Annotated in this window: 22 protein-coding genes; 8 read left to right on the top strand and 14 right to left on the bottom strand. The window is 71.7% G+C overall.

Features of this window, described 5'->3' with window-relative positions; translation table 11 throughout:
- Window positions 1–147 precede the first annotated feature (147 nt).
- The 4 genes from tilS to ACXJY8_RS04440 all read right to left on the bottom strand — a co-directional run bounded on the left by tilS (window position 148) and on the right by ACXJY8_RS04440 (window position 3,521).
- A complete protein-coding gene (gene tilS / locus ACXJY8_RS04455; RefSeq protein WP_463776488.1) occupies window positions 148–1,044 on the bottom strand; it encodes a tRNA lysidine(34) synthetase TilS in 897 nt (298 codons plus the stop codon).
- A 98-nt stretch (window positions 1,045–1,142) separates the two neighbouring features.
- Window positions 1,143–2,111: a tol-pal system protein YbgF gene (ybgF, locus tag ACXJY8_RS04450; protein ID WP_463776483.1), complete on the bottom strand. Its 969-nt coding sequence runs from the start codon at window positions 2,109–2,111 to the stop codon at window positions 1,143–1,145.
- Window positions 2,112–2,281: 170 nt separating this feature from the next.
- Complete coding sequence (gene pal / locus ACXJY8_RS04445; protein WP_463776480.1) at window positions 2,282–2,800, bottom strand: peptidoglycan-associated lipoprotein Pal; 519 nt, start codon at window positions 2,798–2,800, stop codon at window positions 2,282–2,284.
- A 331-nt stretch (window positions 2,801–3,131) separates the two neighbouring features.
- Window positions 3,132–3,521 carry an Hpt domain-containing protein gene (locus ACXJY8_RS04440; protein ID WP_463776478.1) on the bottom strand — a complete coding sequence of 130 codons (390 nt, stop codon included), beginning with the start codon at window positions 3,519–3,521 and terminating at the stop codon, window positions 3,132–3,134.
- A gap of 112 nt (window positions 3,522–3,633) precedes the next feature.
- Between ACXJY8_RS04440 and ACXJY8_RS04435 the strand changes: the two genes are divergently transcribed.
- Entirely contained in the window at window positions 3,634–4,053 is a 420-nt protein-coding gene (locus tag ACXJY8_RS04435; protein ID WP_463776473.1) for a response regulator, read from the top strand.
- Between the two features lie 14 nt (window positions 4,054–4,067).
- On the opposite strand, the gene ACXJY8_RS04430 is transcribed toward ACXJY8_RS04435, so the two are convergent.
- Complete coding sequence (locus tag ACXJY8_RS04430; RefSeq protein ID WP_463776464.1) at window positions 4,068–4,958, bottom strand: WcbI family polysaccharide biosynthesis putative acetyltransferase; 891 nt, start codon at window positions 4,956–4,958, stop codon at window positions 4,068–4,070.
- A gap of 192 nt (window positions 4,959–5,150) precedes the next feature.
- Here ACXJY8_RS04430 and ACXJY8_RS04425 point away from each other — a divergent pair, with 192 nt between their 5' ends.
- Complete coding sequence (locus tag ACXJY8_RS04425; protein WP_463776460.1) at window positions 5,151–6,206, top strand: GSCFA domain-containing protein; 1,056 nt, start codon at window positions 5,151–5,153, stop codon at window positions 6,204–6,206.
- A 4-nt stretch (window positions 6,207–6,210) separates the two neighbouring features.
- Here ACXJY8_RS04425 and hemC read toward each other — a convergent pair whose 3' ends face one another.
- Window positions 6,211–7,134, bottom strand: a complete 924-nt coding sequence (gene hemC, locus ACXJY8_RS04420; RefSeq protein ID WP_463776456.1) for a hydroxymethylbilane synthase — start codon at window positions 7,132–7,134, stop codon at window positions 6,211–6,213.
- Window positions 7,135–7,379: 245 nt separating this feature from the next.
- Here hemC and ACXJY8_RS04415 point away from each other — a divergent pair, with 245 nt between their 5' ends.
- Window positions 7,380–7,730, top strand: a complete 351-nt coding sequence (locus ACXJY8_RS04415; protein ID WP_463776450.1) for a hypothetical protein — start codon at window positions 7,380–7,382, stop codon at window positions 7,728–7,730.
- Window positions 7,731–7,759: 29 nt separating this feature from the next.
- Entirely contained in the window at window positions 7,760–8,197 is a 438-nt protein-coding gene (locus tag ACXJY8_RS04410; protein WP_463776448.1) for a hypothetical protein, read from the top strand.
- Window positions 8,198–8,206: 9 nt separating this feature from the next.
- Here the strand turns inward: ACXJY8_RS04410 and ACXJY8_RS04405 are convergent, their stop codons facing one another.
- Window positions 8,207–8,506 carry an antibiotic biosynthesis monooxygenase family protein gene (locus tag ACXJY8_RS04405; protein WP_463776445.1) on the bottom strand — a complete coding sequence of 100 codons (300 nt, stop codon included), beginning with the start codon at window positions 8,504–8,506 and terminating at the stop codon, window positions 8,207–8,209.
- A gap of 55 nt (window positions 8,507–8,561) precedes the next feature.
- Window positions 8,562–9,428, bottom strand: a complete 867-nt coding sequence (kdoO, locus tag ACXJY8_RS04400; RefSeq protein WP_463776443.1) for a Kdo hydroxylase KdoO — start codon at window positions 9,426–9,428, stop codon at window positions 8,562–8,564.
- Between the two features lie 304 nt (window positions 9,429–9,732).
- Here kdoO and ACXJY8_RS04395 point away from each other — a divergent pair, with 304 nt between their 5' ends.
- A complete protein-coding gene (locus ACXJY8_RS04395; protein WP_463776441.1) occupies window positions 9,733–10,191 on the top strand; it encodes an RNA polymerase subunit sigma-70 in 459 nt (152 codons plus the stop codon).
- 86 nt (window positions 10,192–10,277) lie between these two features.
- Window positions 10,278–10,583: a hypothetical protein gene (locus ACXJY8_RS04390; protein ID WP_463776438.1), complete on the top strand. Its 306-nt coding sequence runs from the start codon at window positions 10,278–10,280 to the stop codon at window positions 10,581–10,583.
- A gap of 97 nt (window positions 10,584–10,680) precedes the next feature.
- On the opposite strand, the gene ACXJY8_RS04385 is transcribed toward ACXJY8_RS04390, so the two are convergent.
- Window positions 10,681–11,154 carry an Hsp20 family protein gene (locus tag ACXJY8_RS04385; protein ID WP_463776435.1) on the bottom strand — a complete coding sequence of 158 codons (474 nt, stop codon included), beginning with the start codon at window positions 11,152–11,154 and terminating at the stop codon, window positions 10,681–10,683.
- A gap of 179 nt (window positions 11,155–11,333) precedes the next feature.
- Between ACXJY8_RS04385 and ACXJY8_RS04380 the strand changes: the two genes are divergently transcribed.
- Window positions 11,334–12,314, top strand: coding sequence for an alpha/beta fold hydrolase (locus tag ACXJY8_RS04380; protein WP_463776432.1), 981 nt, complete (start codon window positions 11,334–11,336; stop codon window positions 12,312–12,314).
- 3 nt (window positions 12,315–12,317) lie between these two features.
- On the opposite strand, the gene hisN is transcribed toward ACXJY8_RS04380, so the two are convergent.
- Both hisN and ACXJY8_RS04370 read right to left on the bottom strand, forming a co-directional pair.
- Window positions 12,318–13,106 carry a histidinol-phosphatase gene (gene hisN, locus ACXJY8_RS04375; protein ID WP_463776430.1) on the bottom strand — a complete coding sequence of 263 codons (789 nt, stop codon included), beginning with the start codon at window positions 13,104–13,106 and terminating at the stop codon, window positions 12,318–12,320.
- A 93-nt stretch (window positions 13,107–13,199) separates the two neighbouring features.
- Window positions 13,200–15,164: an AI-2E family transporter gene (locus ACXJY8_RS04370; RefSeq protein WP_463776427.1), complete on the bottom strand. Its 1,965-nt coding sequence runs from the start codon at window positions 15,162–15,164 to the stop codon at window positions 13,200–13,202.
- 571 nt (window positions 15,165–15,735) lie between these two features.
- Between ACXJY8_RS04370 and ACXJY8_RS04365 the strand changes: the two genes are divergently transcribed.
- A complete protein-coding gene (locus tag ACXJY8_RS04365) occupies window positions 15,736–16,797 on the top strand; it encodes a methyl-accepting chemotaxis protein (protein WP_463776424.1) in 1,062 nt (353 codons plus the stop codon).
- 7 nt (window positions 16,798–16,804) lie between these two features.
- Here the strand turns inward: ACXJY8_RS04365 and ACXJY8_RS04360 are convergent, their stop codons facing one another.
- The 3 genes from ACXJY8_RS04360 to ACXJY8_RS04350 form a co-directional block, all read right to left on the bottom strand.
- Window positions 16,805–18,097, bottom strand: coding sequence for a nicotinate phosphoribosyltransferase (locus tag ACXJY8_RS04360; protein WP_463776422.1), 1,293 nt, complete (start codon window positions 18,095–18,097; stop codon window positions 16,805–16,807).
- Window positions 18,098–18,478: 381 nt separating this feature from the next.
- On the bottom strand, window positions 18,479–18,982 hold the full coding sequence (locus tag ACXJY8_RS04355; protein ID WP_463776420.1) for a pyridoxamine 5'-phosphate oxidase family protein: 504 nt from the start codon (window positions 18,980–18,982) through the stop codon (window positions 18,479–18,481).
- 66 nt (window positions 18,983–19,048) lie between these two features.
- Window positions 19,049–20,311, bottom strand: coding sequence for a GGDEF domain-containing protein (locus tag ACXJY8_RS04350; protein ID WP_463776418.1), 1,263 nt, complete (start codon window positions 20,309–20,311; stop codon window positions 19,049–19,051).
- Window positions 20,312–20,439 lie beyond the last annotated feature (128 nt).

The following is a 20,439-nucleotide window of genomic DNA, read 5'->3' as shown; positions in this document are numbered from 1 at the left end:
GAGGCATCGGGGCCCGCCGCGCGAAATGGGGCGGGTCGCTCCTGACGCTCCCCGCCAATGTAGGCAGCGAGTCACCCCTTGCCAAGTCGAAGGGGGAGGCCGTGCCATGGCCACACCGCCGCGGCAAGGCCGCATCGGCCGCGAAGGTTACGGAGATCCCCTCCCCCGCCGCGGTGGCGCCGGGATCAGGACGAGGTCGCCGGTCCGGGTCACCGCGAACAGGATGTCGCGCAGGGTCCGGCGCACCGGCGCACCGGCGTGCAGGGCCGGCCGGAGCCCATCGAGCACGAGGCTCTCCAGGCGCTCCAGCCGCTCCCGGCCCCCCGGGGACATCCGCTCCGCCGCCAGGCTGGCGACACGCAGCAGGACCGCGTCCGGCAGGGCGCGCAGACGGCCGCCGTCGAGCCGCAGGCCCGGGGCGGGCTGCGGACGGAGCGCGCCCGCGAAGGCCGCCTCCGCGAAGGCCGCCAGGGCGGCCTCGTCGCGGGCGCAGCGCTCGGCGAGGCGGCAGAGCCGGTCCGGGCTCAGGCCTTCGCGATCGAGATCGGGCAGGAGCCGGCGCAGGCGGGCGCGGGCGAAGCGCTCGTCGCGATTGGACGGATCGCGCGCGAAGGTCAGGCCGCGCGCCTCGCAATAGGCGACGAGATCGGCCTTCGGCACGCCGAGGAAGGGCCGCGCCAGGCGAATGGATCGTGCCAGGACGCGCTCGGGGCGCATGCCGGCGAGGCCGGCCGGTCCGCTGCCGGCCAGGAGCCGCATCAGGACGGTCTCGGCCTGGTCGTCGCGGGTGTGCCCGGTGAGGACGAAGGCGGCCCCGAGGGATTCGGCATGGGCGGCGAGGAGGTCGTAGCGGGCGGCGCGGGCCGCCGCCTGCAGCCCGTGTGCCGGCTTCGGGCCGGTCCAGAGGAGGGTTCGGTGCGGGAAACCGAAGGTCCCGGCGAGGCGCGCGACGGCCTCGGCCTCCGCGGCCGCATCCGGCCGCAGGCCGTGATCGACGGTGGCGACGTGGACGGCGTCGGGATCGCTCGCCGCGGCCGCGGCCATCAGCGCCGTCGAGTCCGGGCCGCCGGAGACCGCGAGGAGGACCGGGGTCCCGGTGAGGTAGGGCCGGAGCGCGGCCTCGACCGCGCCGTCTCGCGGGGTCAGGCGGCGCAGCGGGCGCGCTTCTGTTCGCGGGTCACGCCCTGGCGCACGCTGGCGCTGGCGGAGGGGAACTTGCGCTCCAGTTCGGCGAGGGTCGCGCAGGCCTGCTCGCGGGCGCCGAGCGCGTTCAGCGATGCGCCGAGCTTCAGCATGGCGTCGGGGGCCTGGGCCGAGCGGGCGTAGTCGGTGGAGACCTTCAGGAACTGCTCGGCCGCCTCGCGATTGCGGTTGCGCTGGAGGTAGCTCTCGCCGAGCCAGTAGGTCGCCGAGGGCACCAGCGCGTCGCGCGGATGCGACTGGATGAACTGGCGCAGGCCCATCTCGGCCTGCTCGTACTGGCGCTGGAGGATATAGGCGTAGGCGGCCTCGTAATCGGAGCGCGCGTCGCCCGAGCCCGTGGCGGCGACGCTGCCGGCGCGGGGCGGGGTCGGCAGGGCGCCGGTGGTCGGCACGCGGGCGGGCGGCGACAGGTCGACCGGGCCGCCGAGACCGGGCGGCGTCAGGCCGGGCTCCTCGTCATCCGCCTCGACGACGGTCGGGGGGACGCTGCGGGCACGGGGCGCTTCCGCCACCGGGGCGCTCGGCGTGGTGGTGCCGAGCTGGATCGGCGCTCCTGGCTGATTGGGATTGCGGTCGGGATCGAAGGCGTCGCTGCGCTTCTGCGGCTTGGCCGGGGCCGGGTTGGTGCCGGCCGGGGCGCCCGGGCGGCCCCCCTTCGCCTCCTGCAGGCGGAACTCCACGTCCTCCTGGAACTTGCGGAGCTGCTCCTTGAGCTGCCGATTTTCGTATTGCAGCGTCTCGATCTGCCCGGCGGTCTGGCGCGACTGGTTCTCCAGCCGGTTCAGCCGGACGACGAAGTCGGAGGCATCCTGCGCCGCCGCCGGAGCCGAGGTTCCGCACAGGATCGCTCCCGAGACGAGTCCGGCGGCAGCGGCGAGGCGGGTCGCGAGGAGAAGGCGGGCAAGCATGGCGGTCGGCACCGGTGGTCGAGGGGCGGAGGTTCGCGCGCGAGGGGCGCGGCCCGCCGATAGCAAATGCTGCCCCACGCGGCAAAAATGCGGCCATGCCGCGACGCACCGCTCCGCGGGCGGGACCCGGCGGGCCGTCGCGGCACCCCGGATCCCGTCCTTCGCCGACCTCAGGAGCCGGCGCCGCGATCCAGCACGGTGACGGCGCGACGGTTCTGCGACCAGCACGAGATGTCGTTGCAGACGGCCACCGGACGCTCCTTGCCGTAGGAGACGGTGCGGATGCGCCCGGTCGCGATGCCGCGGGAGCTGAGATAGTCCTTCACCGACTGGGCACGGCGCTCGCCGAGGGAGAAGTTGTACTCGCGGGTGCCGCGCTCGTCGGCGTGGCCCTCGATCAGGAAGGTGTAGCGCGGGTAACGCTGCAGCCAGCTCGCCTGCTTGTCGAGGGTGGCGGTGGCGGTGGGGGTCAGGTCGGTGGAATCCGACTCGAAGAAGACCCGGTCGCCGATGTTCACCACGAAATCCTGGGCGCTGCCGGGGGTGTTGGCGCCGCCGTTCAGGCCGCCGCCGGCGCCGAACCCGGAGGCATCGGCGAGGTCCTTGTCGTTGGTACAGGCGGCGACGCTGAGAGCGGCGCAGAGGGCGGCCGCCAGCGGAAACACGCGGAAGCGCGCAGTCATGGACATGATCCTGTTCTCCTCGGGCACGCCCGCCGGATCGGTGACGACCGGACCGGCGACGTCGCCTCGTGGGGCCCCCTCGGGGCCACATCGGCGGTTCTTATGCGGTCTCGGTTAAGCGAAGGTTCCATCAACCTTGAGCGGACCCTGCCGAAACCGGGCAAAGTCTCGCAAAACCCAGTCTTCACGCCGGCCGGCCCGGAAGCAGTCCAGCGACGGCCGGTGTGACACCGAGACTGGAATCGGCCCCGATTGCGGCATCGGCGCGACGCGAAAACGTCACTCGCACACGTGCGGCCAAGCCGTGGCCGCGGTGCAACATGCCGGGCCGCCCGGCTCAAGGGCGATCCTGCAGCACCCGGATCGCCGCGACGGCGCTGGCGGCGGACAGCCGGGCGGCGGCCAGGGGCGCGGCGAGATCGGCTCCCTGCAGACAGGCCCGCTCCATCTCGGAACAGCGGATCGAGAGATCGAGGAAGCCGAGGGACCCGCTCACGGAGAGGAGGGTGTGGGCGTCCTGTCCCAGCACGTTCCGTTCGGCCACCGGGGCCTGCAGGCGCTGGCCGATCTCGGCCCTCAGGCGATCGAGGAGATCCATCAGCCGGGTCCGGCCGAAGATGCCCTCCAGTTCCGTCAGCGTCCGGAGGTCGTAGACCGGGGGCGCCCGAAGGTCCGGTGCACCCGGGGTCTCGGACACCCCGGCCGCTGGGGTCGAATGGTCCGGCATGGATTCGTCCAGAGTGCTTCGGGGCACGAGACTGCGCTTTGGCGCCGCTTCTGTTGATCGAGGGTTAACCAATATCGGACTAAGTCGGACCTGCAAAGAGTTGGTGCGATCCATGCCTCGGCGTCAGATCCTCGTAGTCGAGGACAACTACCTGCTTCTCGAGATGTTGACCGCCCTGTGCCAGCGCAACGGCATCGCCGTGGCCTCGGTCTCCAGCGGCGAGGCCGCGGTGGCGGCCATCCGTCAGGCCGGGAGCGCCGGGACCGGTGGAGCGTTCGGGCTCCTCCTCACCGACATCAACCTCCCGGGGCTCATCGACGGCTGGGCGGTGGCGCAGGCCTTCCGCACCTTCAACCCGCATCGCCCGGTGATCTATTCGTCCACCAGCGGCTTCAACGACCGGCGCGCCGTGCCGGACAGCGTTTTCCTGGGCAAGCCCTTCCGGATCCAGGACGTGGTCGACCTGGCCGGCCTGATGATGCAGGAAGCCGACCCGGCCTCCGAGCCGCCGATCCTGCGCGCGGCGGGCTGAGAGGTTCGCCGCCGTCAGGCCCTGAACAGGGCTCGGACGGCCGCGTTGGCCCGCCATCCCTCGACCCGGATGCAGCCGAGCGCCTCCGGCGCGTGGCGTCGGTAGATCGCGAAGCTCGCCGCGATGAATCCCGGAAGGTCGTAGAGCTTCGGGTCGCTCCGGCGTGCCCGGTCCTTGAACAGCATGGCGCCCGTCAGCCCGTAGCGTGCGGCGAGGTCGGGGTAGAGCGGCCAGACCACGTCGGCGGCGAGCTCGTCGGGGAGATAATCCTCGACCCGGGCCGGGATCGGCTCGAGGCCGGCTTCCGTGGCGAGGCGCCGGGCGAGGTCGGCCAGCACGAACAGCTTGGGATGGTTGAGGACGTGCATGAAGCAGCCGCGCCGGGACCAGCGGGCGAGCTCCGCCTCCAGCGGGAAGGCGATGTCGCGGGCGCTGCCGAGGAGCTCGGCCGCCGCGACGTTCCAGGCCTCGTAGAAGCCGAGCCTCGTATAGATCGAATCGCGGAACAGTCCGGCGGTGTCCTCCGGTCCCAGTCCTTCGAGGTAGGCGCACAGGACGATGGCCGAGTGATAGGGGCCGACCGGCGAGGCGATCAGGCGCGAGGCGGAGAGCGCGCCGACATCGCCCACGAGCACCATGTCGGGCTGGTAGCCGGGGAACAGGATGGTCGGGTAGAGGCGGATGCGCGGGTCCTGCGCGCCGAGTACGTGGACGTTTCCGCCGTCGACGAAGCCCTCGGGAAAGAACTGCGTGAAGACGTGATCGAAGGGGGCGAGATGGGCCTTGAGCCGGTCGAGGCTGCCGTAGCGGCGCCCGAGGCCGTCGAAGGGAACGAGCTGGACCCGGGCCCGGGGGAGCAGGAGGCGCAGGGAGCGGGCGATGCCCTCGGCCTGGCAATTGCCCATGACGGCGATCCGCGGCCCGTCCCGCGACGGATCGCTGGCGTCGCCGCCGGGCCGGCGCCATGCTCCCGCCCAGGATCGCCACGATGAGACCGGGCGTGCGAGGGAGGCCGCCCGCGCCGCCAAGGAACCCGGGATCGCCGTCTTGGTGGTCTTGCGCGGCAATGGCGTGAGCGATCGAATGGAGATGCCGCCGTGGTGACGAACCCTTACGCCGATCTACCGGCCGAGCGATTCTGGCGCAAGGTCGTCGCCGGCGTGCCGCCCTTCGCCCTGGCCCCGGGCCCGAGCGGCCGCTTCACCATCGCCCCCGACGCCCGGGTGGCGACCGCCGGCTCCTGCTTCGCGCAGCACGTCGCCCGGGCCCTGACCCAGGCGGGCTTCGGGCACTACCTCGCCGAGGCGGCCCCCGACGGTCTGGCGCCCGAGGCCGCCGCCGACCGGCAATACGGCACCTACTCGGCCCGCTATGGCAACATCTACACCGCCCGTCAGCTCCTGCAGCTGTTCGATCGCGCCTACGGCACCTACGCCCCCGCCCTCTCGACCTGGACCCGTCCGGACGGGCGCCTGGTCGACCCGTTTCGCCCGGGCATCGAGCCGGCGGGCTTCGCCGACCCGGACGCGGTCGAGGCCGATCGCCGCCGGCACCTCGCGGCGGTGCGGACGATGTTCGACAGCCTCGACGTCTTCGTCTTCACCCTGGGCCTGACCGAGGGCTGGGTGCACCGGCCGGACGGGGCGATGCTCCCGCTGGCCCCCGGCGTCGTCGGCGGCGCCTTCGATCCCGAAACCTACGCCTTCGTCAACGCGGGGGCGCGTGACGTGCGCGACGACATGCTGGTATTCCTGGAGCGTCTATTCGCGGTCAATCCGCGTGCGCGGGTGATCCTGACGGTCTCGCCGGTGCCCCTGATCGCCACCTACGCGGACCGGCACGTGCTCGTCTCGAACACCTACAGCAAGGCCGCCCTGCGGGTCGCCGCCGAGGAGGTGGTCGCGGCCGAGCCGCGGGCGGTCTATTTTCCGGCCTACGAGATCGTCACCAGCACCGCCAACGCGGCGCGCTACTACGACGACGACCTGCGCTCCGTCACGCCCGCGGCCGTCGCCCACGTGATGCGGGTCTTCCTCGACGCCTTCACCGCCCGGGCGAAGGCCCCGATCCTGACCCAACCCCTCGGGATCGAGTACCGGCGCGCGGCCAGCGTGATCTGCGACGAGGAGGCGATCGAGCGCAGCCTGGCGTGAATCCCTACTGGAGATGCCGGGCGTAGGTGTCGCCCGCCGCCCGCTTCAGCTCGGCGCCGGCCTCCCGTCCGATCCGGGCGGCGTCCGCGACGGCGCCGGAGCGCTGCACCGCCCAATGGGCGCTGCCGTCGGGCAGGAACAGCAATCCGTCGAGGTTGAGGGTGTCGCCGGTGATCCGCGCCAGGGCGGCGATCGGGGTCCGGCAGGAGCCGTCGAGCTCGGCGAGGAGGCCGCGCTCGGCATCGAGTTCGGCGGTGGCGCGGGCGGAGACCAGGGGGGCGAGGAGCGCGCGCACGGCGGCATCGGCCTCGCGGCACTCGATGCCGAGAGCGCCCTGCGCCACGGCCGGCAGCATCTCGTCGACCGCGAGGACGCTCCGGGCCATGTCGGCCATGCCGAGGCGCTCCAGGCCGCAGAGGGCCAGCAGGGTGGCGTCGCAGGTGCCCTCCTCCAGCTTGCGCATCCGGGTATTGGCGTTGCCCCGCAGGGGAACGATCCGCAGGTCGGGCCGGCGCATAAGCACCTGGGCGGCCCGGCGCAGGGACGAGGTGCCGACCCGGGACCCGGACGGGAGCTCGGCGAAGCCGGCGGCCCGCGGCGACAGGAAGGCGTCGCGCGGGTCGTCGCGCTCGAGGATGCAGGCGATGACGAGCCCGTCGGGCAGCCAGGTCTCCACGTCCTTCATCGAATGGACGGCGACGTCGACCACGTCGGCGTAGAGCGCCTGCTCCAGTTCCTTCGTGAACAGGCCCTTGCCGCCGATCTCCGAGAGGGGGCGGTCGAGGATGCGGTCCGCCACGGTGTTGACCACCACGATCTCGGTCTCGAGACCCGGATTGGCCGCCACGATCCGGTCCCGGACCATCCCGGTCTGGGCCAGGGCCATCGGGCTTCCGCGGGTGCCGATGCGGAGGGGGCGTTGAATCATGGGCGAGGATCGCTCGGAAGACAGGGGCGCCGGGAACGGCCCGGCCTGCGTCGATCCTAGGTACGCAGTCCGCGGGCGGATGTCACCGGGAGCCCGCGCGCGGGCTTCGGAAGGCGTTCAGTATTCCGAAAGCACGCGCGCAGGTCACGGGACTCCGGGGCCTTCGCGTTAGGCGAGGCTTAGCCCTGTTCGTACGACCCTCGGTTCAGGAGTCCGGCATCGGCCCGGTCGGCGGACGCTCAACCATGACGCGCAGCAAGCTCGAAGCCTACTACGAACGGGAGTTCGGTCCGCGCGACCGCGAGCCGGACGAGGTGGCGGACGATTCGCCGGTCCGGCGCCCGGCCCGGCCGGAGCGCGGCCCGGTCCGCCGCCGCGGGTTCGGCATCGGCCGGATGCTCAAGCTCACCCTGATGCTCGGCCCGATGACGATCCTGCTGGGGGCGAGCTTCCTGATGGATTGCGAGCGGGCGGCGGCGCGCGGGTCCTGGGTTCCCGAGATCCTGCGCGGCACCGCCTGCGCCCGGCGCAACCTCGCCGGCCGCGTCCTGCATCTCGACGGCGATCTTCGGACCGTCGCGAACAGCCTGCGGTAGCCGGGGATGATCGGGCGCGGGACGGACCCATGCGGGAGGGCGCGGTGAAGGCCGGCGCGGAGATGCTGGGCCCGGAGGCGTTCGACGCGGCCGCGCGGAGACCCGGCGAGAGGACGGCCGACGGGCCGGAGCCGGTCGGGCAGGCCCGGCAGGCGACCATCCGCGACGGGATGCGCACGCCGCGACCGGTGCGCAGCTTCCGCGAGACCGCGTTCGAGGCGGAGCCGGCGGCCCCACGCTTCACCCTGGGCTGGGCGCCGTCGCTCGTCCTCAACCTCCTGCTGCTCGCCGCGCCCTTCGGGCTGGTGATCGCGCTGCCGCCGGTGATGGCCTGCCGCGAGCGCGCCGAGCAGTTCGGGTTCTTCGCCGGCGAGACCCTGGCGAGCTGCTCCGAGCGCGGCATCCGCACGCGGATCGGCCGGCTCGACGACCGCATCAAGATGCTGGTGCGCGGCTCCGGCCGGTGAGGCGGCCTGTCAGAAGGCCTGGAGCGCGAGTTCGGTGTGCTCGACGCTGGGCGGCGCCTCGAAGCACGGCGAGACCATGGCCCGGTAGTCCTTCCAGGCCTGGGACCCGGTGAAGTCGACGGTGTGGTTCTCCAGGGTCTCCCATTCGATGAGCAGGCGGTAGCGCTGCGGCTTCTCGATGGAGCGGCGCAGCGCGAAGCTGCGGCAGCCCTTCGCCGCCTTGAAGATCGCCGCGGCCTTGGCGATGCCGGCCTCGAACTCGGCCTCCATCCCGGTCTTGACGTCGATCTGCGCGATTTCGAGGATCATGGGAGTCTCCGGCCGTACGGCGTGCGGGGGATCAGCGAAGGAATCGGTGAGGGGATCAGCGGAGGGGGCGGCCGAGGGCCTGGGCGAGCAGGCGCTGCGGGCTGCGCTCGGGGCGGGCCTGGTCGGCCACCGCGAGGTAGGCGGTCTGCTCCAGCATATACTGGCCGCCCATGGCGCCGTGCATCACGAGGTCGGAGAAGGTCACCCAGGTCTGGCCGGGGGCGAAGTGCACGTCGGCCTGGGGCGCCGTCTCCTGGTAGCCCAGGTCCTGCTTCAGGGCGTCGTGCAGGTGCAGCATCAGGTGGTCGTACTCGCTCCGCCGCGCCTTGGTGATCTTCAGCAGTGCCAGCATCCGGGCCGAGAGCGGCGAGTATCCGGGCAGGCGCGGCAGGAACTTCTGCGCCATGCTCGAGAAGTCCTCGCCCACGCGCCAGTGGCGGGGCTGGCCGTTCGGGTTGATGTTGCGGAAGATGCGCAGAATGCGCTTCTCGCCGATGGGGTTCGACGGGAAGGCGTCCACGTGCAGGCGGGTGTCGTCGCGCCGCCAGCTCAGCTTGCGCCGGTCGACGTCGAAGGGCCGGTAGGAGGTGCCCGCGAAGGAGACCTTGCCGGCATAGGCCGGCAGGTGCTCGGCGACCAGCGCCTCGGCGAAGCCGCGGTAGCGGATCAGGACCTGGCGCAGGGCCTCCTGCTCCTCCGGCGTGCCGGCCGCGCCCCGCAGGGTGGCCTCGGGCCCGCGGATGTTGACGTTCTTGGCCTTGCCGTCGGCGAAGGGGCGCTCGACGAAGCGCTCCTCGAAAGGGCTGAAGGGAAAGTCGAGGTCGGGGAACATCAGCACCGCACCGTCCTCGAGGGCCTCCACCAGGGAGGGCGTGCCGGGAGGCGGCCCGGCGCGGGAGACGGACACGATCGGGCTGATCATCGGGCGGGGATCCTCGAAAACCGCGGCGGGACCGGCGGTTTAGCCCAAGCACGGGCGCCTGACCACGGGCGCGGCGCAGCGTCGCCGACCTCACGCTCCTGCCTCACGCTCCTGCATCCGACCTTCCCCGCGCGACGGATAGCGGTGCGGATAGCGGTGGATGACGGATCTTGCCTGTTGTCACGACGCCCCGGCAGGCCCAACCCTGCGACCCTGTCCGGCGCAACCCTGGCGTGACGGTCGCGTTGATGGAACAGTCGCGGTTCCGGCCTCTCGGAACCCCGCGGCGATGAGGATGCCGACGATGGCGACGTTGAAGGAATTCGAGGAATCCCTGCGCGAGCACGGCATGCACATGGCCCTCGCCCTGCTGGAGCGCTTGCGCGAGCGGGACCGGGCCACACGCACGATCAAGCCGGCCCGGCGCCTCACCGGCCAGAAGATGACCCCGGAGCTCGCCCGCGCCATCCTCGACCTGCACGCCTCCACCGGCATGACCCAGCAGGAGATCGCCTTCAAGGTCGGCGTGAACCAGGGCCGGGTCAACGAGGTGATCAAGCGCGGCAAGTGGCTCGACGACGATCCGAACGCCCCCGAGGCCATCGCCCGCGACAGGGCGAAGGCGCGCCTGCGCGCCGATCCGCCGGCCCAGCGGCCGGTCGCGCGCCGGGCGACGGGAAAGCCGGCGGCCAAGCGCCCGAAGGCCGAGGGGCCCGCGCGCCGGCCGAGCCCGCAGGGCCAGCTGATCTTCGGCGACCTGTGACCGTCCGCCCCGCCTGAGGGGTGCGGGGGGCATGCGGCCCGACCTGGAACACGGGATCGCGCCGGGCCCGAGCGCGTTGATGCGCCATGCCGAACCGCGTATCCGCCCTCGCCCTCGCGCTCTCCATCGGCACCGCGCCGGCCCTGGCGCAGCGGGCATCCACGACGACCCTCTCCTGCGGTCAGGCCAAGGCGATGGTGGACCGGAGCGGCAGCCTCGTGCTCGGCACCGGCGGGCAGACCTATGACCGCTTCGTGCGCGACCGCAGCTTCTGCGAGGTCACCGAGATCACCGTCCCGGCCTTCGTGCCCGCGGGCGACACGCCGCGCTGTTTCATCGGCTATCGCTGCAAGGAGCCGAGCCGGGGCGACTGGTTCGACGAGGGATTCTGACGTGTTGGCGATGGGCCGGCCGCATGCCCGGCAGGCCCGCGACGTGAGAACGCCCCGGCCTCGCGGCCGGGGCGCTCCCGAAGTGCATCGGCGCCGATCAGGCGGCCTGCTGCACCGAGCCCTCGATCACCGGGGCCTGCGGGGCGCGGCCGGTGGCGATCTGGATCTGGCGCGGCTTCTTCGCCTCCGGAATCTCGCGGACGAGATCGATGTGGAGGAGGCCGTTCTCCAGGGCGGCGCCCGTCACCTGGACGTAGTCCGCCAGCTGGAACCGGCGCTCGAAGGCGCGGGCCGCGATGCCCTGGTGCAGGAACTCCGCCGGCTTGGCGGCGTCGGACTTGCGCTCGCCCCGCAGCGTCAGCGCATTCTCCTTGACCTCGATGGCGAGATCGGAATCCGTGAAGCCGGCCACCGCCACCGTGATCCGGTAGGCGTTCTCGCCGGTGCGCTCGATGTTGTAGGGCGGGTAGGTCGGGGCCGCGTCGGCGCTCACGAACTGGTCGAGGGCCGAGAACAGGCGGTCGAAACCGACGGTGGAGCGATAAAGGGGAGCAAGGTCGAACTGACGCATCACATATTCTCCGTAAGAAGCAACATGCTGGTTTCGGGTCCGCCCGGGGGCCGGACCAGTCGCACCGCCGTATTGGCCGGTGCTCGCCTGATATCGGGGCGGGATTTGAGCCTCGCAAGAGCCTGGACTGCCGCCAGGTCCAAAAATTTCGCTCCCTTTCTCTGCGCGAGACTTCGCCGATGCTGACCCTGCGTTCCACCCCCGACAATCCGGTTCCGCCGGGCGGCGCCCTGAAGGCGGTGCGCACCGAGGACGGGATCACGCTGCGGGCCGCCCATTGGCGCCCGACCACCCGCCTGGTGAAGGGCACGGTCTGCCTGCTCCAGGGCCGGGCCGAGTTCATCGAGAAATACTACGAGACCATCGCGGACCTGCGCGGACGGGGCTTCGCCGTCGTCGCCTTCGACTGGCGCGGCCAGGGGGAATCCCAGCGCCAGGTCGACGACCCGCACCGGGGCCACGTCGCGCATTTCGACGATTACCGGCGCGACCTGAAGGCGATCGAGGAGGCGATCCTGCGCCCGCTGATGCCCCATCCGCATCTCTGCCTGGCGCATTCGATGGGCGGCGCCGTGGCGCTCACCGGTGCCCATGACGGCTGGCTGCCGTTCCGGCGCATCGTCACCGTGGCGCCGATGCTGTCGATCCGCATGGTGCGCTGGCCGGCGGGCGCGGCCTTGCTCGCGCGCGCCCTGCACGGGATCGGCTGGGGCCGGCGCTACATCCCCTTCGGCTCGGCGGTCTCCATCGCCACCAAGCCCTATCCGAACAACCGCCTCTGCCGCGACCCGGAGCGCTATGCCCGCAACGCGGCCGCCGCCCGCGACGTCGGGGCCGGCGCCGTGGGCGATCCGAGCATCGCCTGGCTCGCCGGCGCCTTCCGGGCCATGAAGCGCCTCGCCGACCCGCGGGTGCCGGGCCGGATCGCGACCCCGACCCTGATCGTCGCGGCGGGGGCCGACCCCGTCTGCGGCACCCGGACCACGGAGCGGTTCGCCCGCGGCCTGCGCGCCGGGCACATCCTGGTGCTGCCCGATGCCCGCCACGAGATCCTGTCGGAGCGTGACGCCATCCGGCAGGATTTCTGGGCGGCCTTCGACGCCTTCATGCCGGGCTCGGACGCGGCCGAGCCGGCCGAGCGGGCGCGGGTTGAGGCCTGAGCCTCACGGATTGAGGCGGCGCAGGGCCGCCTCGTGCAGGCGGCGGTCCCCGGCGGCGACGATGCGGCCGCCCCCGGTGGCGGGGCCGCCGTCCCAGGTCGTCACCACCCCGCCGGCGCCCTCGATGATCGGGATCAGCGCGACGATGTCGTAGGGCTTGAGCCCGGCCTCGACCACGAGGTCGACCTGCCCGGCCGCCAGCATGCAATAGGCGTAGCAGTCTGTGCCGTAGCGGGAGAGGCGCACCGCGCCCTCCAGGGCGAGGAAGCGCTCGCGCTCCTCGCCCTCCGCGAACAGGCGCGGATCGGTGGTGGCGAGGATCGCCTGGTCGAGGGCGGTGCCGCGCCGGGTCAGCAACGGGCGCGCGCCGCGGGGGGCGCGCAGGTGAGCCTGGGCCCCGTCCCCGGAGAACAGCTCGCCGAGATAGGGCTGGTGCATCAGGCCGCGCACCGCCGCGCCGTGATGGGTCAGGCCGATCAGCGTGCCCCAGGTCGGCAGCCCGGCCACGAAGGCGCGGGTCCCATCGATGGGGTCGAGCACCCAGACGCATTCGGCCTCGAGGTTCTCCGAGCCGAATTCCTCGCCGAGGATGCCATGGGTCGGCAGCTGGCGCCGGATCATGCCACGCATCGCCACCTCGGCGGCCCGGTCGGCCTCGGTCACCGGGTCGAAGGCGGCCCCGCCGCGGGCCTTGTCGTCCATGCCGAAGGCGGCGCGGAAGAACGGCAGGATCGCCTGCCCCGAGGCGGCGGCGAGATCGTCCATGAACCGCGCGAGATCGACGACGCTCATCGGCACTCCCCCTCGGGCCCGGCCCGGAACAGCGCGGAGCGAAGCGGACGGAGGGGCCGCCGGTCAAGCCCAAATCGCCCCGGCCCCAGGCCTTCAGACCGGCATCGGCTGCGCCCGGGCGAATTCGGGCTCCGGTTCCGGCTCCGCGGCGGCCGGGGCCGAACCGCCGTGCGCGGCGGCGACCACCGCCTCCACGGCGGCCTTCAGGGACGTGACGTGGATGTCGGCATCCACCGCCCGGCGCCGGGCCGCCGGGTCGAGGCCGGCATCGTCCGCCTGCCACAGGCCGAGGACGAACGGGACCCCCGGCAGCGTGCGGCGCAGGCGCTCGGCCAGCCGGCGCAGGTGGGTGGGCTCGCCGCTGATCGCCATCGACACGATGCAGACGAGCCGGGCCGGGCCGGGATCGAACGCCGCGATCCGTGCCCGCGCCACGTCGGCGAAGGGCACCACCCGGGCGCCGATCCCGCGCTTGGCCAGGAGCTGGGCCAGGATCGCGCAGGCGGATTCGTCGACGAAGCTGCGCCCGGCCACGCACAGCACCGTGCCGTCGGCTCCCCAGGCCTCCGGCACCGGGTCGGGGCGCGGCGCGTCCGGATCGGCCTTGGCCTCGGTGTCGCTGCGCAGGTCGTCGCGGTCGGCCATCTCCTCGATCAGGCCGCCGACGCTGGCACGGATGTCGCTCTTCTGCTCGGTGGTGAGCACCCCCCGGGTGGCGTCCCGGGCGGCGAGCTCGAGGCCCTTCACCACCACCTCGTCGTAATAGGCGGTCAGCGAGCAGGTCTTCAGGATCAGGTCGGCATGCTCCTGCGCCTCCTCCGGGTCGTCGGCCAGGATGCGCTGGTAGAAGTTCTCCACCGGGGTCAGGGCCGGCCGGTCGCCGAACAGAACGTCGAGGAATTCGAGCTTGTCGACGTGGCGCCCGAGCACCACGAGGCAGACCGTCAGGGGCGTCGAGAGCAGCAGGCCGACGGGTCCCCAGAGCCAGGTCCAGAACAGGGCCGAGACCAGGACCGCGAAGGGCGACATCCCGGTGGACTGGCCATAGAGCATCGGCTCGATGAAATGCCCGACCAGGGGCTCCAGGACGAGGAACAGGATCAGCGTCCCGATCACCATCGACCAGCCCGGATCGACCGCGGCGGCGAGCGCCAGGGGAAACAGGGCCGACACGAAGGCGCCCACGTAGGGCACGAAGCGCATCAGCGCCGAGAAGATCCCCCACAGGACCGGGTTCGGCACGCCGAGGAAGTAGAGCCCGATGCCGACCACGAGCCCGAACGAGGCGTTGAGGCCGAGCTGGACCAGGAAGTACCGGCTCAGGCGCTTGGTGGCGTCGTCCATCGCGACCGTGGTGCGGTGGAGGTCGCTGGAGCCGGCCAGGCGGATCATCCGGTCGCGCAGGTCCTCCCGCTGCATCAGCAGGAAGAGCAGCACCACGAAGACGATGCCGATGGTGGCGAGCGGGTGCAGGATCGGCGAGAGCAGCGTGCCCGCCAGGGTCACCGGCCCCGGCGCCCGCTCCTTGACCTCCACCAGGACCGCCTTCTCCGGCGGGGCGGGGTTGGCGCGCGAGTCCGATCGGGGCTCGGGCTTGGGCTCCGGCTTCGCCTCGTCGTGGCTCTCGTGCATCGTGCGGCCGATGCTGGCGACGTAGCCGGCGAGGCGCCCGGCAGGGGTGTCGTTGAGGCCCTCGATCTTGCGCTCGATGGTGCTGCGGTAGCGGGGCACGTCCTTGGCGATGTCGGCGATCTGCACGCCGATCAGCGTCGCCAGGGCGGCGGCGGTGCCCAGCGCCAGCAGGACGGAGGCCGCCACCGACAGGAAGCGGCCGAAGTGCCAGCGCCGCAGCAGGTTCACCAGGGGCCCGAGGACGAAGGAGAGCAGGATCGCGATGGCGATCGGGATCAGGACGTCGCGGCCGACATAGAGCCCGACCATGATCAGGGCGGCGACGATGATCGGCGAGGTCAGGGCCTGGGTCGGGGTTCCGGCCGCCGCGATGCGCGTCGGTCGCGGCGGGACGAGGGACGGCTTCGGGTGTGATCGCAGGGCCATTCCGAATTCCGTGTTCCAGACGCGACGCGCGGAGCCCGCGCCTCCGCCGGCACCGCTGCGTTGAGAACGAAGCGCCCGCGAAAATCGATCCCTCCGGACGGCCCGGTCCGTCGCGAAACCGTGATCGCGGCGCGCGGGGCCTGCATCGAATGCATGGCTTGAACGCCAGCGACGCCCAGGCAACCGGAGGTTCGGACCGCGAACCGGACCGGGCCGCGCACGTCGTCCGCCGGGCAGTGCCAGGACTTCGCCCGCGCCGATCGAGAGCAGGACAGGGCCTCCGGCCCGCGATACAGGGCGCCATCTTGCGCCCGGGGGACGACGACGTCCTTCATGGGTCGACGGCTCCGATGTCGCGCGCTTGATCTTGATGAGAGCCGCAGAATCCTTCGCGGATTCCCGCTGATCGCCGACCGGAACCGCAGGATAACAAAGGATAGATCCCGCCTATACCCGCACACCGACTGCAAAGGCGGTGCCCTTTAATCGAATGATAAGTGAAATCTGGCAAAAGCCTCCAGGAACCACGACTTTTCGGTTCCGACGACGGCTGGAGGCAGTTTTGCATACGATGGCGATTGATGCCGGCGCCGCGCCCGATGCCACCAACCTGCGTGGCATCGCCAGCGAGATCGCGGAACTCCAGCGCATCTCGTCCGACAAGAGCCGGCGCATCCAGGCGATCACCGGGCAGGTGAAGATGCTCGCCCTCAACGCCCTGATCGAGGCGTCCCGCGCCGGCGAGATGGGGCGCGGCTTCTCCGTGGTGGCGCAGGAGGTGCGGGCGATCGGCACCGAGGTCGAGAACGTCGCCCGGGCCCTCGAGGTCGAGCTGTCGAACCGGATCGCCGGCCTGCAGGTCCGGGTCCGGAGCTTCGCCGAGGACTCGCAGACCGAGCGCCTGATCGACCTTGCCCTGAACGCGGTCGAGCTCATCGACCGGAACCTCTACGAGCGGACCTGCGACGTGCGCTGGTGGGCCACCGACGCGGCCCTGGTGGCCTGCGCCGCCGCCCCGACGCCGGAGGCGGCCACCTATGCCACCCGGCGCCTGGGCATCATCCTCGATGCCTACACGGTCTATCTCGACCTCTGGCTCTGCGACCTGCAGGGCAACGTGATCGCCCATGGCCGGCCCGACCGCTATCCGGGCCTCGTCGGGCGCAATGTCGCCGACCAGGACTGGTTCCGGCGCGCGGCCGCCCTCCCGGACGGGGATGCCTACGTCGCCGCCGACGTGACCGGACAGCCCGGCCTCGGGGGCGCGCAGGTGGCGACCTACTGCGCCAGCGTCCGGGCGGACGGGGACAGCCGGGCCCGGCCGATCGGCGTCCTGGCGATCCATTTCGACTGGCAGGCCCAGGCCAGGGCCATCGTCGACGGCGTGCGGGTGGCGGTGGAGGACCGGGCCCGCACCCGGGTCCTCCTCGTCGATGCGCGCCACCGGGTGATCGCCGCCTCGGACGGGCGCGGCGTGCTGGAGGAGACCCTGCCGCTGGCCGTCAACGGGCGCGCGAGCGGCGCCGACCAGGACGCCCGGACCGGCCGGATCGTCGCCTTCCACCGCACGCCCGGCTACGAGACCTATGCGGGGCTCGGCTGGTACGGGGTCATCGTCCAGTCGCCGACCTGACCGCCCCTCAGACCAGCACCGGCATCGCGGGTTGCGCCGTGATGCCGAAGACGCGGGTGTAGCGCGCGATCTCCTCGGCCGGGCCGATCGCCTTGGAGGGGTTGTCCGAGATCTTCACGGTGGGCCGGCCGTCGGCGGCGATCACCTTGCAGACGATGGAGATCGGGTCGAGCCGGCCGTCCGGCACCAGCCCGCGAAAGTCGTTGGTGAGCAGCGTGCCCCAGCCGTAGCCGATCCGCATCCGGCCGTGGAAATGGGCGTGGATCGCCTCGATGGTGTCGACGTCGAGCCCGTCGGAGAAGATCGCGAGCTTGTCGCGCGGGTCGGAGCCGCGCGAGCGCCACCAGGCGATGGCCTCCTCGCCGCCGGCGATGGGCTCCTTGGAGTCGATGCGTATGCCGGTCCAGGCGTTCATCCAGGCGGGGGCGTTGGCCAGGAAGCCCGTGGTGCCGTAGGTGTCCGGCAGCATCACCAGGAGGTTGCCGGCATAGTCCTGCTGCCAGTCGGCCAGCACGTCGTAGGGCGCGCGGGCGAGGCCCGCATCGTCATCCGCGAGGGCGGCGTAGACCATCGGCAGTTCGTGGGCGTTGGTGCCCACGGCCTCGACCTCGCGCCGCAGAGCGATGAGGCAGTTCGAGGTGCCGAGGAAGCGGTCGCCCAGGGCTTCGTGCATGGCCTCGACGCACCAGTCCTGCCACAGGAAGCCGTGGCGGCGCCGGGTCCCGAAATCCGCGATGGAGAGGTCGGGCAGGCGCTGCAGCCGCTCGATCTTCTCCCAGACCCGGGTCATCGCCCGGGCATAGAGCACCTGCAGGTCGAGCTTGCCGAGCTGGCGCACGACGCCCCGGGTGCGCAGCTCGTTGAGGATGGCGAGGGCCGGCACCTCCCACATGGTGGTCTCGAGCCAGGGCCCGTGGAAGGTGAGGACGTACTGCCCGTCGCGGGCCTCCAGGTCGTAGTCGGGCAGGCGGAACGCCTCGAGCCAGTCCATGAAATCGGCCGAGAACATCTGGCGCTGGCCGTAGAAGGTGTTGCCGCGCAGCCAGGTGGATTCGCCCCGGCTCAGGTGCACCGAGCGGGCATGGTCGAGCTGCTCACGCAGCTCGCCCGCATCCACGAATTCGGCCAGCCGCACCTGCCGCGAGCGGTTCTGGATGCCGAAGGTGACGCGGGCGTCGCGATGGCGGCGGAAGATCGTCTGCGCCATCAGGAGCTTGTAGAAATCCGTGTCGAGCAGCGACCGAACGATCGGGTCGATCTTGAAGCTGTGGTTGTACACCCGCGTGGCAAGATCGAGCATGGTTCGGATCACGGCTCCCCTGGTGGCGCTCCCGGCACCCCGCGCGGCGCAGAGGCGCATGGCAGCGCCGGGTGAGTCAATCGGTCGTCATACATGGCGGGGGGCGGGGGCGAGACGACGGCCCGGACGCGCAGGGCGATGCCGGATGGTGCCGGGTCGTCTCCAGGTCGCCGCTTTGGCCGTAATCCTGGAAATCCGTATCGAGCCCGTGAACGAGCTTGTCGAGGTCCGAATAGACGAAGCGCAGCAGGCCAAGGGGCTTCGCGCCACAATGACGGGGGGGCTGCCGGCACCATGCCTCCGCGCGATCGATCGCGGCGACGAAAAAGGGCGGCGTACCCCTCGGCACGCCGCCCTCGAAAACAATGCCGGGCCCGGGGCTCAGGCGAGATCAACCTTCTTGGTCTCGGTCTTGGGCGACTCGCCGGTCAGCGCGGCCTTCACGTAGCCGTAGATGTGCAGCATCGTGGCGTTCGGGCTGTCCCAGTACTCGCCCTTCTCGGGGTGCACGCGCAGCAGGGCGACCTCGGGGTCGTTCTTGCCATTGGGGAACCAGGTCTTCAGGCTCTCGCTCCACTTGTCGTCGATGACCGCCTGGTCGGTGACGATCTCGGCCTTGCCGGCGATCGAGACGTAGGTCTGGCTCGACGGGTCCGAATAGGCGAGGTTGATCTGGTTGTCCTTGCTGATCTCGGCGGTCTTGGGCGAGTGCAGCTTGGTGAAGAACCACAGGTCGCCGTTCTCGTCCGCTTCCTGGCACCACATCGGGCGGCTGTAGAGCTTCCCGTCCTGGTCAGCCGTGGTCATCATCGCGACCTTGACGTCCTTGATGAGGGCGAACAGCTTCTTGGCGCCCTCGTGGTCGCGGTGGTTGCCCTGGTGCATGGGATCGCAGTCTCCAACTCGTCGTAAAGGCATTCCGGCGCGGTCGTCGCCGGCCGGGTCGTGTGCTCAACGAGCCAGGGCCGCATTGGTTTCGGGATGGCGCGCGGCCTGGGTGGCCGGACGGGTCGTCTTCCGGCGCATGGCGCCGAGCCGTCCGAGGCGGCGGTCGTCGAGGACGATGCCCGGCTCGCCGATCGCCCGGATCACGTGGCAGTTCCGGCCGCGGCCCTTGGCGTCGTAGAGGGCGGCATCCGCCTCGGCCAGGAGTTCGGCCGGCGAGGTCGTGCGTCCGGCCGACGCCAGGGCGACGCCGATGCTGACCGTGACGAAGGCCTGGCCGTCGCCGCGGGCGGCGTGCGGGATCTCCAGTCCGGCGATGCCGGCGCGCAGGCGCCGGACCACGCGGGCGACGGCGCGGGCATCGCAGCCCCGCATGAGGATGGAGAATTCCTCGCCGCCGTAGCGGGCCACGCAGTCGCGCCCGCCCCGCGTCTCCCCCGCCAGGGCCTCGGCGATCCGGCGCAGGCAGGCATCGCCGGCCGGGTGGCCGTAGGCGTCGTTGAAGCGCTTGAAGTGATCGACGTCGAGCATCAGCAGGGCGGTGCCGCGCGCTTCCCCGGCCGTCTTGGCCAGGGCCGAATCCAGGGCGCGGCGATTGGCGAGGCCGGTGAGGGCATCGGTCTCCGACAGGGCGGTGAGCACGCGCCGGTCCTGCTCGAGGCCGGCCGAGCGCAGGATCTCGCGCAGGGAGACGAGATAGGCCCGCCGCCGCACGCCCTCGATCTGATGGTTGCCGTAGAGGACGAAGAAGCCGCCGGCCAGGGTCTGGAAGGCGAGGCAGAGGGCGAGTTCGGGGGGTAGGTCGGTGCGCAGGGCGATGCTGGCGAAGGAGGCCGCCGCGCTGAGGCCGGTGAGGATCAGGGCGTGGGGGAAGCGCAGCACCAGCATCATGGTGGCGAACACCATCATCAGCGGGTACTCGATGTAGCAGATGGCGGTCATCGTCTCCCGCTCCAGGCTGAACAGCAGGATCGGCACCGCCGTCATCAGCAGCATCGTGGCCGTGACCATGCGCTCGCGCCGCGGTCCCGGCATCCGGGTGACCGACCAGGCCAGCATCAGGCCCAGCGGCGTCACCAGGAACAGCCGCAGGGCCAGCCCCAGGGACAGCATCTCCGGCATCAGCAGCGCGGTCGTCAGGTTGTAGGCGTTGTGGAAGACAAGCCCGATGAGGATCGTGCGGCGCAGGTGGAGCGCCCGTTCGCGGCCGGTATCGATCTCGTAGCGGGCGGAGACCGGCCGGGAGAAGCGCAGGAGGTACCGGCTCATGGTGAGGTCGCGATCGGCGACCTCACCGCGCGGGCGCAGCGTCGAGGCCCGTGCGGGCGCCGAAGACCGGGAGCGCAGACCGGGAAGCACGCGAGACCAGGGGAGCACGATGGAAGGATCCTGCAGCG

This window comes from Methylobacterium sp. TK31 (assembly GCF_055361545.1).
Note: the sequence above shows the minus strand (reverse complement) of the source record. Positions and strands in the feature narration are given on the sequence as shown.